The organism is Maricaulis sp. D1M11 (genome assembly GCF_047308265.1).
Classification (GTDB): Bacteria; Pseudomonadota; Alphaproteobacteria; order Caulobacterales; family Maricaulaceae; genus Maricaulis.
In genome coordinates this window covers 137,519-153,268 of the sequence record NZ_JBKQWY010000001.1, presented here as the reverse complement: position 1 = coordinate 153,268, position 15,750 = coordinate 137,519, and the positions used below count along the sequence as shown (strand labels likewise).

Annotated in this window: 13 protein-coding genes; 10 read left to right on the top strand and 3 right to left on the bottom strand. The window is 60.1% G+C overall.

Annotation, left to right across the window (positions count from 1 at the left end):
- The gene (locus RMQ97_RS00765; protein ID WP_413658914.1) at positions 1 to 552 is read right to left on the bottom strand and encodes a DUF2975 domain-containing protein; all 552 of its coding nucleotides are present in this window, start codon (positions 550 to 552) and stop codon (positions 1 to 3) included.
- A gap of 375 nt (positions 553 to 927) precedes the next feature.
- On the opposite strand from RMQ97_RS00765, the gene rdgB reads away from it, so the two are divergent.
- Positions 928 to 1,545 carry an RdgB/HAM1 family non-canonical purine NTP pyrophosphatase gene (rdgB, locus tag RMQ97_RS00760; protein WP_413658913.1) on the top strand — a complete coding sequence of 206 codons (618 nt, stop codon included), beginning with the start codon at positions 928 to 930 and terminating at the stop codon, positions 1,543 to 1,545.
- A complete protein-coding gene (hemW, locus tag RMQ97_RS00755) occupies positions 1,542 to 2,705 on the top strand; it encodes a radical SAM family heme chaperone HemW (protein ID WP_413658912.1) in 1,164 nt (387 codons plus the stop codon). The genes rdgB and hemW overlap by 4 nt, the downstream gene beginning before the upstream one ends.
- Before the next feature lie 6 nt (positions 2,706 to 2,711).
- On the opposite strand, the gene RMQ97_RS00750 is transcribed toward hemW, so the two are convergent.
- Positions 2,712 to 4,043 (bottom strand): penicillin-binding protein activator, encoded by a 1,332-nt coding sequence (locus RMQ97_RS00750; RefSeq protein WP_413658911.1) that lies wholly within the window; start codon positions 4,041 to 4,043, stop codon positions 2,712 to 2,714.
- Between the two features lie 16 nt (positions 4,044 to 4,059).
- Between RMQ97_RS00750 and rsmI the strand changes: the two genes are divergently transcribed.
- The 8 genes from rsmI to RMQ97_RS00710 all read left to right on the top strand — a co-directional run bounded on the left by rsmI (position 4,060) and on the right by RMQ97_RS00710 (position 13,368).
- Positions 4,060 to 4,956, top strand: a complete 897-nt coding sequence (gene rsmI / locus RMQ97_RS00745; protein WP_413658910.1) for a 16S rRNA (cytidine(1402)-2'-O)-methyltransferase — start codon at positions 4,060 to 4,062, stop codon at positions 4,954 to 4,956.
- Entirely contained in the window at positions 4,953 to 5,336 is a 384-nt protein-coding gene (locus tag RMQ97_RS00740) for a YraN family protein (RefSeq protein WP_413658909.1), read from the top strand. The genes rsmI and RMQ97_RS00740 overlap by 4 nt, the downstream gene beginning before the upstream one ends.
- A gap of 65 nt (positions 5,337 to 5,401) precedes the next feature.
- Complete coding sequence (locus RMQ97_RS00735; protein WP_413658908.1) at positions 5,402 to 6,031, top strand: BON domain-containing protein; 630 nt, start codon at positions 5,402 to 5,404, stop codon at positions 6,029 to 6,031.
- A gap of 28 nt (positions 6,032 to 6,059) precedes the next feature.
- Positions 6,060 to 7,004, top strand: coding sequence for a glutathione synthase (gene gshB / locus RMQ97_RS00730; RefSeq protein WP_413658907.1), 945 nt, complete (start codon positions 6,060 to 6,062; stop codon positions 7,002 to 7,004).
- Positions 7,005 to 7,173: 169 nt separating this feature from the next.
- On the top strand, positions 7,174 to 8,754 hold the full coding sequence (locus RMQ97_RS00725; protein ID WP_413658906.1) for a YifB family Mg chelatase-like AAA ATPase: 1,581 nt from the start codon (positions 7,174 to 7,176) through the stop codon (positions 8,752 to 8,754).
- Positions 8,755 to 9,046: 292 nt separating this feature from the next.
- Positions 9,047 to 10,039 carry a hypothetical protein gene (locus RMQ97_RS00720; RefSeq protein WP_413658905.1) on the top strand — a complete coding sequence of 331 codons (993 nt, stop codon included), beginning with the start codon at positions 9,047 to 9,049 and terminating at the stop codon, positions 10,037 to 10,039.
- 60 nt (positions 10,040 to 10,099) lie between these two features.
- Positions 10,100 to 11,968, top strand: a complete 1,869-nt coding sequence (locus RMQ97_RS00715; protein ID WP_413658904.1) for an ATP-binding protein — start codon at positions 10,100 to 10,102, stop codon at positions 11,966 to 11,968.
- Between the two features lie 44 nt (positions 11,969 to 12,012).
- Complete coding sequence (locus RMQ97_RS00710) at positions 12,013 to 13,368, top strand: AmpG family muropeptide MFS transporter (RefSeq protein WP_413658903.1); 1,356 nt, start codon at positions 12,013 to 12,015, stop codon at positions 13,366 to 13,368.
- Positions 13,369 to 13,460: 92 nt separating this feature from the next.
- Here RMQ97_RS00710 and RMQ97_RS00705 read toward each other — a convergent pair whose 3' ends face one another.
- Positions 13,461 to 15,746 (bottom strand): NADP-dependent malic enzyme, encoded by a 2,286-nt coding sequence (locus tag RMQ97_RS00705; protein WP_413658902.1) that lies wholly within the window; start codon positions 15,744 to 15,746, stop codon positions 13,461 to 13,463.
- Between the last annotated feature and the right edge of the window lie 4 nt (positions 15,747 to 15,750).

Sequence of the window (15,750 nt, the reverse complement as noted above, 5' to 3'; positions counted from 1 at the left end):
TTAAATCGTCAGCTGCTGTTCTTGGCGCATGCGGGCTCCTTCGCGGAAGACTTCCGCAAAGATGAGCAGCACACCCACCGCGAACCAGGCGCCCAGATCTACATTCCAGGCATTGAACTCAAGCGCATAACCCCCTTCGATGGGCTGGTCGGCAACGGTCAGAACCATCGCCAGTATGCCCTGGATGGCATGGCGCAGTAGCTGGAAGACCGCGATCGTTATCGCGATCACCCGCAAATGGCCGGCATTTTCCGGCACAAATGGATCACCGGCCACCAGGGTGGCGAAGATCCGGCGCAGCCGATCGATCAGCACAAGGGCTGCGATCATAAGCGGGATCGCCAGGGGCACCATTCGGCCCCGGACCATCAGGTAGTCGAAGAGTTCCGACAGGACACTCGGTGTGTGGCCGATAACATCCATGATGAAAGCGGTGATGGTGGCGAGCAGGATCAATCCGATCATCGCCATGAAGGCCCATAGCCCGTACCAAACAATGTCGAGCCCGACCTTGAGCACGGACGCCAGTGAACCCTGTCCTAATGCCTTCATTCCTGTTCAGTCCTCTTCGCAAACACTGCCTGGGTCAAACGGCACCCGCATCCCCAGGCAATGTTAGCTTGTTACCGCACTCATGCGACGGTGGAAGCGAAAGCGTAGAACGCTCCCGTAGCCGCGCACACCAGCAGCATCATGTTGATCGCAATAGAAGCGAACGTGCGAGCTGCGTTACCTTGGGGCCTGACCATCTTAATGTCTCCTTTGACTTGCATCTGACCAACAACCGTTGTCATTCCGTGTGTTCAGGACGATGTCTCCCGTCCTTGTTGTTTATCGATAAATGATAAGATCGAAGCGCGCAAGCGAAAAATATCGTTTCTCGATATGAATTTTTCGAAATGCGATATGAAGCCCGAGGTAACCTCCATGACACAAAACCCCGATTTCACGTCGAAGACCTGGGTGCTGGCAAGCCATAATGTAGGCAAAATCAAAGAGTTGACAGAAATGATGGCGCCTTTGGGTATCCAGATTGGGGATGCGGCCAGCCATGATCTCCCGGAACCGGAGGAAACAGAATCCACCTTTGAGGGTAATGCGGCCCTGAAGTCGGAGGCGGCGTTTCGACGGACAGGACTGGTGTCTCTGGCAGATGATTCCGGCCTGTCCGTGGATGCGCTCAATGGAGATCCCGGAATATATTCAGCACGTTGGGCTGGGGAGCCGCGTGACTTCAACAAGGCGATGGAAACAGTCTGGACGCAATTGACGGCGTCGGGATCTGCCGATCGTACGGCGCGTTTTGTCAGTGTCATTGCCCTGACGACGGAACAGGGCGAAACACATCTGTATCGAGGAGAGGTCGTCGGTGAAATCGTCTGGCCGCCGCGCGGCGAAGGCGGGTTTGGGTATGATCCTATCTTTCAGCCTGAGGGCGAGACTCGGACCTTTGCCGAAATGACCTCTGACGAAAAGCGCCAACTGAGTCACCGTGCACGTGCCCTTGATGCTATGCTGACCGATCAGTTCCCGGACCGGTCATGACACCCGGCCTCGCTCCGCTTGGCCTCTATATTCATTGGCCGTTTTGCGCGCGGATCTGTCCGTATTGTGACTTCAATGTCTACCGCGCGCGCGGTGAGACCGACACACTCTTGGCTGCCATGCTAAGAGATCTGGAAGGACAGGCGCGTCAATTGGAGCGCGAGGGCATGCATCGCCCCCTTGTCAGCCTTCACTTCGGGGGTGGTACGCCGTCTTTGATGCGTCCGGATCAGATCGCGGCGTTGATCGAGGCGGCGGACCGGTGGTTTGGCTTCGAAGACGGTATCGAAATCGGGCTGGAGGCCAATCCCAAGGAGGCAGCAGGTTTTGCCGATATCGTTGCTGCCGGCGTGAACCGTCTCTCGCTGGGGGTGCAGAGTTTTGATGATGACGTTTTGCGCCGTCTTGGGCGCGATCATGATGGCAATAGTGCCCGACGCGCACTCGACACATTGCTCGCACTGGATGTGCGCCATTCTGCGGATCTGATCTATGCGTGGGCCGGCCAGTCGCTGGATGACTGGGTAGCAGAAATGGACGCGCTGCTCGGGGCCGGAGTTCGCCATGTTTCGCCCTATCAACTGACGATTGAGCCGGGAACCGCCTTTGGCAAGCGTGCGGACCGGGGCGAGCTCCTGATTGTCGACGAGGATGAGGGTGCCCGGTTTTTCGAGGTCACGCAGAGCGTGCTGTCAGACGGGGGCGTGCCGGCCTATGAGATTTCAAATCATGCAGCGTCTGCCTCGGATCAGTCACGGCATAATCGTCTGTATTGGGAAGGGGCGGACTGGCTCGGCCTGGGACCCGGCGCTCATGGACGATGGGGAGAGTCTGGTCGAGGAGGTCGGCGCGCCACCGCGGCGCTGCGGCGTCCGGCCGATTACATCGCCCGGGTTTCGCTAGCCGGTACGGGCCTGGAGCCCATTGAGATCCTCTCCTCAAAAGATGAGGCTGCGGAACGTATCCTGATGGGGCTGCGCACAATGGACGGGCTTGATCGCGATTGTCTGCGAGCCAAGACGAGCCATGACATAGACACTGACACAAGTCTCGACTTTGCCCGGCAGGGCCTGGTGTCTTTGTCGCAAGACCGAATTGCCCTGACACCAGCCGGTCGACTCTATGCCGACCGGATCGCCCAGGAACTGGTGCCTGAATGAGCTGAGCTAGAAGGCTTCGGGTTCAAAGCTCTGGGGTGCAGGCTCGATCTCACGGAAACCGCGCGGATGCATCTGGTAGACGGCAAGGCCTCGCTCGATGACACCATCAGGTCCGAACCGAAACAGGCCATCGGCTCCAAAAAACCCTTCCGGATTTTCCAGCGCGGCCGCGCTGTATCCGTCTTCGCCGCCATCAAGGTGAGCGGCCAGAGCCATGGCATCATAGGCTAGGCTGGCGATACGCGAGGGTTCACTGCCATAAGCGACTTCATAGGATGTTTTAAAGCGCGAGCGTGAGGACTGGTCCGGACCGGCAAACCAGCCTCCTGCCAGTGCGGGTTCGCGTTGCAGCCGTTCATCCATCCACAGACCCGTTCCCAGGAAACGGACAACAAGCGGATCCACAGGCTGACTGATCAGGAGCGGCGCCAGGGCACGCAGTCGAACGCCACCTTCCGGCAGAATTACCGCCTGGAACGGGGCATCCTCCGACGGCATCCACTCTTCCTGTCTCAGTGCGTCGGCCTCTTCCGGGGTCAAGGGTTCGAACACACCTTCGGCGAGCCGCGAGGCCGCCCGGGACATGGCTTCCACGTCACCGGTGTAGAACGACTCTGCTGCGACATAGCCTGTATTCATTTCCGCTTCGTTTTGCAGCGCATTATAGACCGCCATGCCGTAGGCATTTTGCGGCCCCAGATAGGCAAACCGGTCCACACCCTGGCGGGAGGTGTATTCGACCACCCGGGCGACTTCGAGCTGGGGCGGGAAGCTTAGCAGGTAAACCCCATCCCCGGCCGTGCTGAGATCGGTGGAGAAGGCGATCATGGGGACGTCATTGGCGCGGCTGATCGCGCCTGCTGCATTGACCGAAGAGCCGAGCAAGGGGCCGATGATCAGGTCAGCACCATCCGCGATCGCCGCTGTGGCTGCAGACTGGGCGCCTTCCGGTGTGCCACCGGTATCCTTGGGGATCATGACCAGATTGCTGCCCGCGCGTTCAAACAATGCCAGTTCGGCAGCACGCAGGAGGCGCAGGCTTTCGCCGCGCAAACCGCTGGACTCAGCCGAGAAGGGCAGGAGAAGGGCGACCCGGACAATCTCCTGATCCTGCATGTGCGGCGGGATCAGGCCCGTGTCGACGGGTTCCGGTTCGGGTTCTTCGATCACCGGTTCCTCGATTACCGGTTCCGGTTCCGGTATGACCGGCTGGATCACCGGCTCCGGTGGTGTTGTGGCACACGCCGCCAGGCTCAGCGCGAGAAGGGCCGGCACAACCGCCTTGACCGGTTTCCGCGCGCCGCGCAGCGGATTAAGCTCATTGAGAAACGCAAGCATTGACCAGGCCGAATTCATGACGACACCACCCCCCGAGAACTCCCGCGAAGCTAACCGTCTTGGGCCGGGCGGGCAAGCTTTGCAACCGGGGCTTTATCTGGTCTCGACACCCATCGGCAATCTGCGCGACATAACCTTGCGTGCGCTGGATGTGCTGGCCGCCGCGGACCTCGTGCTTGCGGAGGACACACGCGTGACACGGCGTTTGCTGGACGCGCATGGTCTAACTGCAAAACTCCAAGCCTATCATGACCATAACGGTGAAAGGGTGCGCCCCGGCATCTTGCAGGATCTGACCGAAGGAGGCGTGATCGCCCTTGTCTCGGATGCGGGTACGCCCATGGTGTCCGATCCGGGATACAAGCTGGCTGCCGAAGCGATTGCACAAGGCCTGACAGTTGTTCCGGTTCCAGGGGCCTCGGCCGTGCTCGCGGCGCTGTGCCTGTCGGGTTTGCCAACAGACAGTTTCACCTTTGCCGGCTTCCCGCCGCAAAAACAGGCGGCCCGTGAAAAATTCCTCTCCGGGTTCTCTCAATGTCCAGGCAGCCTGGTTTTTTACGAAGGTGCTTCGCGGATTGCCGACTGTCTGGCGTCCCTGCGACGCGTTTTTGGTGACAGGCCCGCCGCTGTCTGTCGCGAACTGACAAAATTGCACGAGGAAGCCCGCCGTGGCTCGCTGTCGGAACTGGCCGACCACTATGCCGCTGCCGGTCCGCCGCGGGGTGAGGTGGTGATCCTGGTTGGTGCAGGCGAGGACGAGGCCTGGGATGCCGCACGTGTGGATGCGGCGTTGATGGAGGCCCTGTCGCGGATGCGGGTCAAAGAGGCGGCGGCCCATATCGCCCAGCTCTCGGGTCAGCCCCGCCGCGATCTGTATGCCCGGGCGCTGGTCCTCAAGGACGCGGGATCGTGAACGTTCGGGCGGCAGCGGAAAGACGCGGTCGCCGTGCGGAAACCCTGACCTGTCTCTGGCTGCAGCTGAAAGCCTACCGGATCCTCGCGCGACGGGCCCGAACGCCCATGGGCGAAATCGATATCATCGCCGCACGGGGACAGGTCCTGGTGTTTGTCGAGGTCAAGGCGCTGGACGCCAATCGACCCGTATCAAGTGCGATTTCGGCCGGTCAGCGTTTGAAACTGGTGCGCGCTGCCGCACTATGGCGATCCCGTCACCGTCGCTGGTCGCAGCTTCAACCCCGGTTCGATCTGGTTTTGTGGCCGTCCGGTCAGTGTCCGCAACATTTTCGTGCAGCCTGGACTCTCGATAATCATCGTCTGGAAAGCTTGCTTTAGGATGCTTGATTTAAGGAACGGCTTGGGCCGTTATGCTCTGTGGGGGAGAGATTGAGGATTATGTCATGCGTCGTTTCTTGATTGCCGGATGTCTGTCGCTACTGGCGGCGACCGGGTGTTCATCCATCCAGGAGGAGCGCTCCTTCGGGCGGGAGGTTGATGACAACACAGCCTCCTTCGGCATCAAGTCCGCCATGTTGCGGTCCGAGGGGTATGATTTTGGCGGCGTGCAGGTTGAGGTCACAGAAGGCATCGCGCTTCTTGTTGGCACAGTTTCGCGTGAGGTCGACAAGCAGCAAGCCGAATGCCTGGCCTGGTCTTCCCCGGCGGTGCGCTCGGTGGCGAATGTTCTCGAGATCGGGCCGGATCGTACCGTTGGCGAACGGTCTCGTGATACATTGACCGCCCAGAATGTGCGTGGACGCCTGTTGGCAGACCGCTCAGTTCGTAGCGTCAATTTCAACGTGATCGCCTTTCGCAATACACTCTACCTGCTCGGAGTGGCGCGCAGTCGCGGAGAGCTCGAGCGGGCCACATCGCATGCGTCGATCTCAGAGGGCGTGGACCACGTGGTCAGCTATGTCCGTGTGAGCGGCGTGCCCACAGATCTGCCGTCCCGGGGCGAGCGTCGGGCTGCGGCGTGTGGCGGTGAAAGCCTTCCGGCACTGGAACCGCACGCGGCCAACCCCATATAAGAGCGAATCCAGACGCCCGGAGAACAGGATGAGCCTGCGTGTTGCGGTCCAGATGGACCCGATTGACCTTGTCGACATCAATGCCGACACCACTTTCGCCCTGATGGAAGAAGCACAGGCCCGGGGGGCCACGCTTTATACCTATCATCCCGATCAGCTGGCCTGGAATGAGGGGCGGATCGAAGCCCTGGCCCGACAGGTGACGCTGTCGCGTACGGCGACTGAACACGCGGTGCAGGGTGAGCCGGTTGTGCTGAATCTGGCGAGCGATGTGGATGTCGTTCTGATGCGGCAGGATCCACCGTTCGACATGGCGTACCAGACCGCTGCGCATATCCTGGAGGGCCTCGCCGGACAGACCCTGGTTCTCAACGATCCGGCCTGGGTTCGCTCCAGCCCGGAAAAGATCATTCCGCTGATGTTCCCCGACTTGATCCCGCCGACCCTGATCACGCGGGATGAGGCGGCGATCAAGTCGTTCCGGCAGACCCATGACGATATCATCATCAAGCCTCTCTATGGTAATGGCGGCGCGGGCGTTTTCCGTCTCAAGCCCGGTGATGGCAATCTGAATTCCCTTCTGGAAATGTTCTTTGCGACCTCTCGGGAGCCGGTGATTGCCCAGGCCTTTCTCCCTGCGGTTGAAGCCGGGGACAAGCGCGTTCTTCTGATTGATGGAGACCCGGTGGGCGCGATTAATCGTGTGCCGTTGAAGGGTGAGACCCGCTCGAACATGCATGTCGGCGGCCGTGCTGAAGCATCTGATCTGGATGAACACGATCTCAGGATCTGTGAGGCGATCGGTCCGGTTCTCAAGGAGCGCGGCCTCGTTCTTGTCGGGATTGATGTCATTGGCGGCAAGCTGACCGAGATCAATGTGACCTCGCCGACCGGGGTTCAGGAACTCAAACGCTTTTCCGGAATTGATACCTGTGCGCGTTTCTGGGATGTGGTGGACCAGAAATTGCGTTAAGACGCATTAACGATCTTGACGCGAAACTGGTCTGTGTTCATTATCTGTTCCGTTGTGTTCCGGTTTTGTGCTGAAAAATGTGGAAAACCAAATAACGGCAAAGGTTTAACCGAAATTAAGACTTCGGTTTAGACCCAAGGGGGCGGTCGCCGGGCGACCGACGGGACAGATGGCGGCTCAGACCTGGTCCGTGGCCTTTGATGGTGCGGAGGCGCGACCGATTGCTGTACAGGTGCAAGTGGCGGAAGCCGGAGCCTTTCCGGTGTTCACCATTGTGGGTCTGGCCGACAAGGCGGTCGCCGAGAGCAAGGAGCGGGTCCGCGCTGCGTTTGCGGCCCTGGGCCTGTCGCTGCCGCCTCAGCGGACCATCGTGAACCTGGCACCCGCGGATCGGCCCAAGGAAGGTTCGCATTTCGACCTGGCCATTGCCGTCAGTCTGCTGGCCATCATGGGTATAATTCCGCCGGACCAGGCCCTGGGCCATTTGGCGCTGGGGGAGCTGGGCCTGGATGGCTCAATCGCGTCCACACCGGGTGTGCTTCCAGCCGCATTGACGGCCCAGACTGAGAATCTGGGTTTGATCTGCCCCTCTGCCTGTGGTCCGGAAGCGGCCTGGGCCGGTGGCGAACTGGCCATTCTGGCCCCTCAATCCCTCATTCAGCTGGTCAATCATTTCAAGGGTAGCCAGGTCTTGTCGAGACCAGCTCCGGGGGTTCTGGTGCAGCCAGAAACCGGGCTGGATCTGAACCAGGTCAAAGGTCAGGAACAGGCCAAGCGGGCTTTGGAAATCGCCGCGGCCGGATGCCACAACCTGCTGATGGTCGGGCCACCTGGATCCGGGAAGTCCATGCTGGCAGAACGTTTGCCGGGTCTTCTGCCTCCGCTCGATGCGACTGAATTGCTCGATGTTTCGATGGTCCAGTCTGTCGCCGGATTGCTGGAGCGCGGCCAGCTCACCCGGACGCGCCCGTTTCGCGCGCCCCATCATTCGGCGTCCATGGCGGCCATGGTGGGCGGAGGGTCGAAGGCCAAGCCCGGCGAAGCCACCCTGGCGCATCGGGGGGTTCTCTTTCTTGATGAGCTGCCCGAATTTCATCCCCAGGTGCTCGACAGTCTGCGTCAGCCGCTCGAAGCGGGGGAAATCACTGTAGCCCGGGCCAATGCCCACATCACCTATCCGGCTCGATTCCAGCTGGTCGCGGCCATGAATCCCTGCCGGTGCGGCACGGGCGGCCTCACAGATGAGGGGTGTGGACGCCAACCGCGCTGCCTGCGGGACTATCAGTCGCGCATCTCGGGACCGATGATGGACCGGATTGATCTTCAGATCGATTTACCGGCCATCACACCGGCTGATCTGTCCCTGCCACCCGCAAAGGAAGGCACGAAGGAGGTCGCCGAACGGGTCTTGAAGGCAAGGGAGGTGCAGGTTGGGCGTGGAGCGCTCAACGCCCATCTCTCGCCCGATCAGCTGGATCATGTCGCGGAACCCGATGAGGCCGGGCTGAGCTTGTTGCAACAGGCGGCCGACCGTTTGCGACTGTCCGCTCGGGCCTATCACCGAATTCTCAGAGTTGCCCGCACCATCGCGGATCTGGACGGGAGCGAAACCGTGGCGCGCCATCATCTGGCTGAAGCCCTGTCGTGTCGGCGCCAGCCTCCGCCCGTCTCAGCAATACGTCGGCCCGCACGGCTGACATCACCTGAGCGGACGATTCCGGGTTCGGATGCAGACCGCTCCATGATGTGAGACCCAGTGATGTAAGGCTCGGCGACTTGAGGAAGCTTGATCTGAGGTGAGGAGAGGAGGGGTCGCATAATCCGGCGACTTGTCATTGCAGCCGGGTCAGTTCACACCGTCGCAATTCGCGGATCGCCTCGAGCGACTTGCAGAGGGTCAGAGGGCGACAGGGGCCTGTGAGACAAGCGGTGACCGTGTTGTGGCAATGAAGTGTCCGTTGTGACCGTCTGGGGAACGGGCAGGTAAACAATTGGAGCGACAGGATATGGTGTCCCGATCATCCAGCAAACCGGCCAAATTCGTGCACATCGGATTGGGAAAATGTGCGTCGACCTATCTTCAGACCGTGTGGCTGAATGAGCCGCGCTACGTGTCGGCGGACATGTTGCGGGCCGCCAAGGCGGTTCGTGATCTTGCCCTATCTCCCAATCCGGTCAGTCTTCCCAAGCTGGATCTCGGCGTACGGGCTGGTGGCGGGCAAAGCCTGATCGCAACGAGTGAAGGTTTTACCTGGGGTTATATCAACAAGCCGGACCGGCAAGTTCATATCCCCCAACTGCACGCTCTGTCTGCGAAACTTCTCGGTCAGTCCGATTTGGCAGATTCGCTCCTGATCATCGTGCGAAATCCGATCGACTGGATCCGTGCAGCGCATGAACAGTCCATCAAGCAGCGCGGGTCGCAAACAGCTGCTGAATTTGTGGTGCGTCAGGAAGGGTTGATCCGGGGGGTGCTCGATCTTCAAACTGTTCTGGAGGCCTATCGTCCCTGGTTTAGCAATATTGTGATCCTGTCGGCTGAACAATTGCGTGAGGATCCTGAGGGCTTCTGGTCCAACTATGCCCGTCGGCTCGATGTGCCACGGCCCGCCCCGGCTTTGTTGAAAGCGGCCGCCGAGAAAGAGTTTTCCAACCAGTCGCTTAATCTGCGCCTGGCCAGCCTGGCCGCCATGAATGCGTCCATGGACGCCCTTGTCGAGGTCTATGGAGCGTTGGACTTGCCGACCTATGCCCAGCAGGAGCGGCAGGCCAAGCTGAAAGAGCTTGATGAAGCTGCACAATGGGCGACCCGTCGCATCGCGGAATTTGGCAGCGACGAACATCTGCACCGCCTGGCGCCGTTGTTTTCTGCCTTGCCTGCAGAGGATTTCGCCGTTTTCCGGCTCGGGCAGGATCTACATGCCCATCTGAGTGAACGTTTCCTCGCGCCGCTTCGCGACGATTCCGAATTTGATACGGGTCGCGTTGAGGCTTATGCGGCCGCTCTTGACGCCCGGCGGGACGGGGCGTCCTGACGACATTTCCTTAACGCCTGTCAGGGCACACTCCCACACGACCAGCAGGATACGTGTTTTATGAGTCTCCCCACACCCCTTTCCGGTGACCGCAGTGATCTGCGCGCCAGCGACCAGAATGTTCTGGACGCGTTGGTGGGAGCTGCCGATCTTGTGTTGATGCGGGACGGACGCGGTCGCGTATCCTATGTGAACCAGGCTTTTCTCACGGCGTTTGGCGGCGAGGAGGAAGACTGGCTGGGCCGCTGGTTCGCCATGGCGCCACCTCGCGAGGATGAGGGCCCGCGCAGTTATGACATGCTGATGCGGACCCGGACCGGACCCCTGTGGATCGAGTGGTCGGAAACACGGCTTCGCGGGGATCGCGGCGTGTTGTCCATCGGCCGGGATGTGACCCATCGACGTCGCGCGGCCGATGATATGGAGGCCTCACAACGGGCCAAGGCGCTCTTTTTTGCGGGCGTGACACACGAGTTGCGTACACCTCTCGCCGGGGCGCTGGGCATGGCCCGGCTGCTGGAAAACACCGACCTCAAGGCTGACCAGGCGGATTATCTGCGCGCCGTGGGGCAATCCACGCGACATGCGCTCAAGCTGATCGACGACATTCTCGACCTGTCGCGTCTGGAGGCCGGAAAGCTCGACCTGCGCCCTGAACCCTGTGATGTTGCCGAGCTGGTCCGCGATACGATCGAGCTGGCGGCACCACGTGCGCACGAGAAGGGCCTGGATATCCTGGCTGTTCACCATACGGGTGCGCCGACACGCATTTTGGGTGATGCCGCGCGGATCAAGCAGATCCTGTTCAACCTGATCGGCAATGCAGTGAAGTTCACCGATGAGGGCGGCATACGGATTGATATCGCGGTGACGCCGCAATCGAGCGAAGAGGCGCCCCACGGTCTTCTCACCTTGTCGGTCACGGATACTGGCCCGGGAATTTCCGAAACCGACCAGGAACACTTGTTTGAAGCGTTTGAACGTGGGTCGGCCGAGCGGGAAGGGCGCGAGGGTGGTGCAGGTCTGGGCCTGTCGATGGTGCGCCGGCTGGCAGACGCCATGGAAAGTGAGCTGGGGCTTGAAAGCCGTCCCGGAGAGGGCGCCCGCTTCTGGATGACCTTCAATCTGCCCGTTGAGGCCTATGCACATGAGACCCCGCTTGAGGGATATGCGGTTGCGGTGGCCGGGCCTGATGCGCTTGTCCGGCGGGGCCTGATCGACCAGGTCCGGGCTCTGGGCGGCGAGGTCACAGAGATTTCCGAGATCGGGCATCTGCGGGCGGCGGCGGGTCAGAACCTTATCCTGGATCAGGCATGGCGGGACGAGGCTGACCGTACAGGCGCGCGTCATTGCTGGGTGCTGGTGCGGCCGGATGAGAAACCAGCTGTTCTGGAAGAAAAAACCCGGGGTGTGGATGGCTGGCTTGTCAAACCCGTGCGTCGGGCGACCTTGATTGAACAGATTACCAATCGAATCCCGCAATCCTTCCACCGCACGGAGGCAGAGCCGATGCAGACCCCGAAACCTGAAACCAACCCGCTGGCAGGTTTGCGTGTGCTGGTGGCCGAAGATGAGCCGGTGAATGCCCTGATCGCGCGCAAGACGCTGCAGCGTTTTGGTATTGATGTTGTCCCGGCGGAAAGCGGCCCCGCAGCTCTTCAGGCCCTCGAATCGACCGACCTTGACGCCGCCTTGCTCGACCAGCGCATGCCCGGCATGGATGGTCCCTCTGTTGCTGAATATGCCCGTGCGGCGGGTGTCGATATCCCGCTCATTGCGCTGACCGCAAATGCGTCAGATGCGGACCGCACACGCTGTCTGGGGGCGGGAATGGATGAATTTCTGACCAAACCGCTCGATCCGGAGGTTCTTCGGGAGACGCTTGTGCGCTTGTGTGCCGATCAAAAGCAGGCCAGCATGCGCGCTTGATGATCGCTCAATAAAAAGAGCCGCGTAGCAGGGAGTGTCGGACCATGGCGCCAAACGATGTGGCAATGCGCAAGACGTGGGCCGAGACCTTCAAGCTGTATGCCAAGCCGGTCATGCTCTCGATGCTAATCTTGGGCTTTGCCTCGGGCTTGCCGCTGATGATGGTGTTTCAGAAGCTCTCATACTGGCTGCGGGCTGAGGGCATTGATCGCACAACAATCGGTTTTCTTTACTGGGTCACGCTGTCCTATACCGTGAAATGGATGTGGTCGCCGGTCGTTGACAAGCTTCAGATCCCCTTCCTCAAACCCCGTCTTGGTCAGCGCCGTTCCTGGATGATTGTCGCTATTGCCGGCACGATAATCGGGCTTTTGCTAATCGGATATTCCCAGCCCTCCGTCAGCCTGACCCTTACACTCATCGGGGCGGCGCTTCTGTCTTATTCAGGGGCGACCCTGGACATCTCGGTCGACGCCTGGCGCATTGAATCGGCTGAAACTGACCAACAGGCCAATCTCGCCGCAGCCTATGTGATGGGGTATCGCGGCGCGATTTTCTTTGCGGGAATGGGGCTTCTGATCGCAGACCAGACCAGCTGGCCCTTCTCATTTACGGTGATGGCCCTGGCTATGGGGGTGTGTGCCGGCCTCATTCTCCTGATGAAAGAGCCGGCGGTTGTGCGCAAGCAGGTGGGCGAAAACCTGACGATGGCCACACGTTTTCTTGTGAACGTGGTGGACCCCTTTGTTCAGTTTTTCGAAAGGCTTAAGCTTTGGATCATCCCTGTATTCCTGCTCATCATGATCTACCGCATGAGTGATTTCACCATGGGGATCATGGCCAGCCCGCTTTATGCCGATCTGGGATATTCCGGCACGGTAGTCGGGAGCGTTCAAAGCGGACCCGGAATTTTCGCAACGATTGCCGGAGGCTTCCTGGGTGGTATTGTTGCCTTTCGATTTGGGCTTATGCGCGCCATGCTGGCGGGCGCGGCTATCACCCTGGTCACCAATGGCGCCTATGCGTGGCTGTCTGTGACCGGAAATCCGGATGAGACCTGGCGCATCGTGATTTCGATCGTCGGTGATAATATCGCCGGTGGTTTTGTGGGCACGGTCTTCATTGCGTATCTGTCGTCTTTGACCGATCCGGCAAACGCGGCGACCCAGTATGCGCTCCTCTCCTCGATCTACGCCTTTGTGAACAAGATAATTGCGGGCTTCTCCGGCGTTCTGGCCGATGCGGTCGGATACATGAATTTCTTCCTGATCACGGCCAGCTATGCGCTTCCGGCCGCTGTGATCATTGTCGTGCTGATGATCTTCGCGCCCAAGGCCGCCAAGGGCGAGCTGGACCTGTCGAAGGAAGAAGAGGACAAGACCAGCGAAATTTTCTCCTGACATGAACTGCCAAAACGTTCCCAAAAAGCCCGGACCGTAACAAAGCTACGGGTCCGGGCTTGTTGTTGTCAGCAGTATGTCAGGCAGAGTGATTACTCCGCGGCCACCTGTTCAACCTGGTGTTTTTCGGGATCATAGGCGGCCAGAGCGGCCAGATTGAGGATCTCGTTGACCGAGGCTCCAAGGCGGGCAATCTGCACCGGCTTTTCAAAGCCCAGCAGCATGGGACCCAAAACCGTCGCTCCCCCGCCAATACGCAGGAGTTTGGTGGAGATGGAGGCGGAGTGGATGGCGGGCATCACCAGAACGTTGGCGGGTCCGGTCAGGCGGGAGAACGGGTAGAGGAAGCGATGTGATTTATCGAGTGCGACGTCGACATTCATCTCGCCCTCGTATTCGAAATCGACGTTTTCCTGATCCAGAAGAGTGACAGCCTCCTGGATTTTTTCCGAACGCGCGCCAGCGGGATTGCCGAAGGTGGAGTAGGACAGGAAGGCGACCCGGGGTTTGAAACCAAAGCCTTTTGCGGCACCGGCCGCTTCCTTGGCGATACTGGCCAGCGCTTCGGCATCCGGGAATTCGGTGACATTGGTGTCAGCGATGAAGAAGGTCCGGTTTTTGGCCAGTGCGATGGACATGCCAATAATGCGCTCGCCTGCCGCGGGGTCCATGACCAGTTGCGCGTCTTTCAGGGCGGCCCCATAGGCGCGGGTCGTACCGGTGACCATGCCGTCGGCATCACCCAGCTTGACCATGCAGGCTGAGAAGACATTTCGGTCATTATTGACCAGTCGCTGCACATCCCGACGCAGATAACCCTTGCGCTGCAAACGCTTGTAAAGGAAGTCCGAATAGGCCTCATTGTTTTCCGACAGGCGCGCATTGACGATTTCGATCGCGTCTTCGGGCACACCGACCTGGCGCATATTGGCGCGGCAAATCTCTTCGCGACCCACCAGAACGGCCTTGCCCAGCTCCATATTCTGGAAGGCATAGGCGGCGCGGATGACGCTGGGTTCCTCACCTTCGGCAAAGACGATGCGTCGGCCATGGCCCATGACGGCGCCCTGAATGCGTTGCAACAGAGCAGCTGTGGGGTCGAGACGACGGGCCAGGGATCGGCGATAGCCATCCATATCCTCGATCGGACGACGTGCCACGCCTGTGTCCATGGCGGCCTGGGCCACATACGGCGGTACATAGGCGATCAGACGCGGATCAAAGGGCGAGGGGATGATGTAATCGCGACCAAAACTCGGGCGTGCGCCATGATAGGCGGCGGCCACCTCGTCGGGCACATCTTCCTTGGCCAGGGCCGCTAGGGCTTTGGCGGCGGCGATTTTCATCTCTTCATTGATTGTGCGGGCCCGGACATCCAGCGCACCGCGGAAGATATAGGGGAAACCCAGGACATTATTGACCTGGTTAGGATAATCCGACCGACCTGTTGCGACGATGGCATCGGGACGCACGGCCTTGGCGTCTTCCGGTGTGATTTCCGGATCCGGATTGGCCATGGCGAATATGATCGGTTGGTCGGCCATGGATTTCACCATGTCCTGTGTCAGCGCGCCCGCCACAGACAGGCCGAGGAAACAGTCAGCCCCTTCCACAGCATCGGCCAAGGTGCGTTTGTCGGTTTCGATCGCGTGTGCGGCCTTCCACTGGTTGAGATTGTCCCGACCTGTGTGGATCACACCCTTGCTGTCGCACAGGATGGCGTTGTCGCCGCGCACACCCATGGCCTTGAGCAGTTCGAGGACGGCAATACCCGCAGCGCCGGCGCCATTGACCACAACGGTGAGATCTTCCATCGCCCGGCCGGTGATCTCGCAGGCATTGATGATGCCCGCGGCGGAGATGATGGCCGTGCCATGCTGATCGTCGTGGAACACCGGTACGTCGAGAAGCTCCCGCAGGCGCTGTTCGATGATGAAGCTTTCCGGCGCCTTGATGTCTTCCAGATTGATGCCGCCGAACGTGTTGCCGAAGCGTTTGACACATTCGATGAAGGCTTCGGCGTCTTCTTCTTCCACTTCGATATCAATCCCGTCGATATCCGCGAAGCGTTTGAAGAGGACGGCCTTGCCCTCCATGACAGGTTTGGAGGCCATGGCGCCCAGATTACCCAGACCCAGAATGGCGGTACCGTTGGAGATCACCGCGACCATGTTTCCCTTGGAGGTATAGTCGTAGACACTCTCGGGATCATGTGCGATGGCCTTGACCGGAGCAGCCACACCAGGCGAATAGGCCAGCGACAGATCGCGCTGGGTCGCCATGGGCTTGGTCGGTTGCAGAGCGAGCTTGCCCGGCGTGGGTTCGCGGTGAAAGGCCAGGGCTTCATCATCGCCCACCGGGCTCGTTCTGTCGCTCATAGCG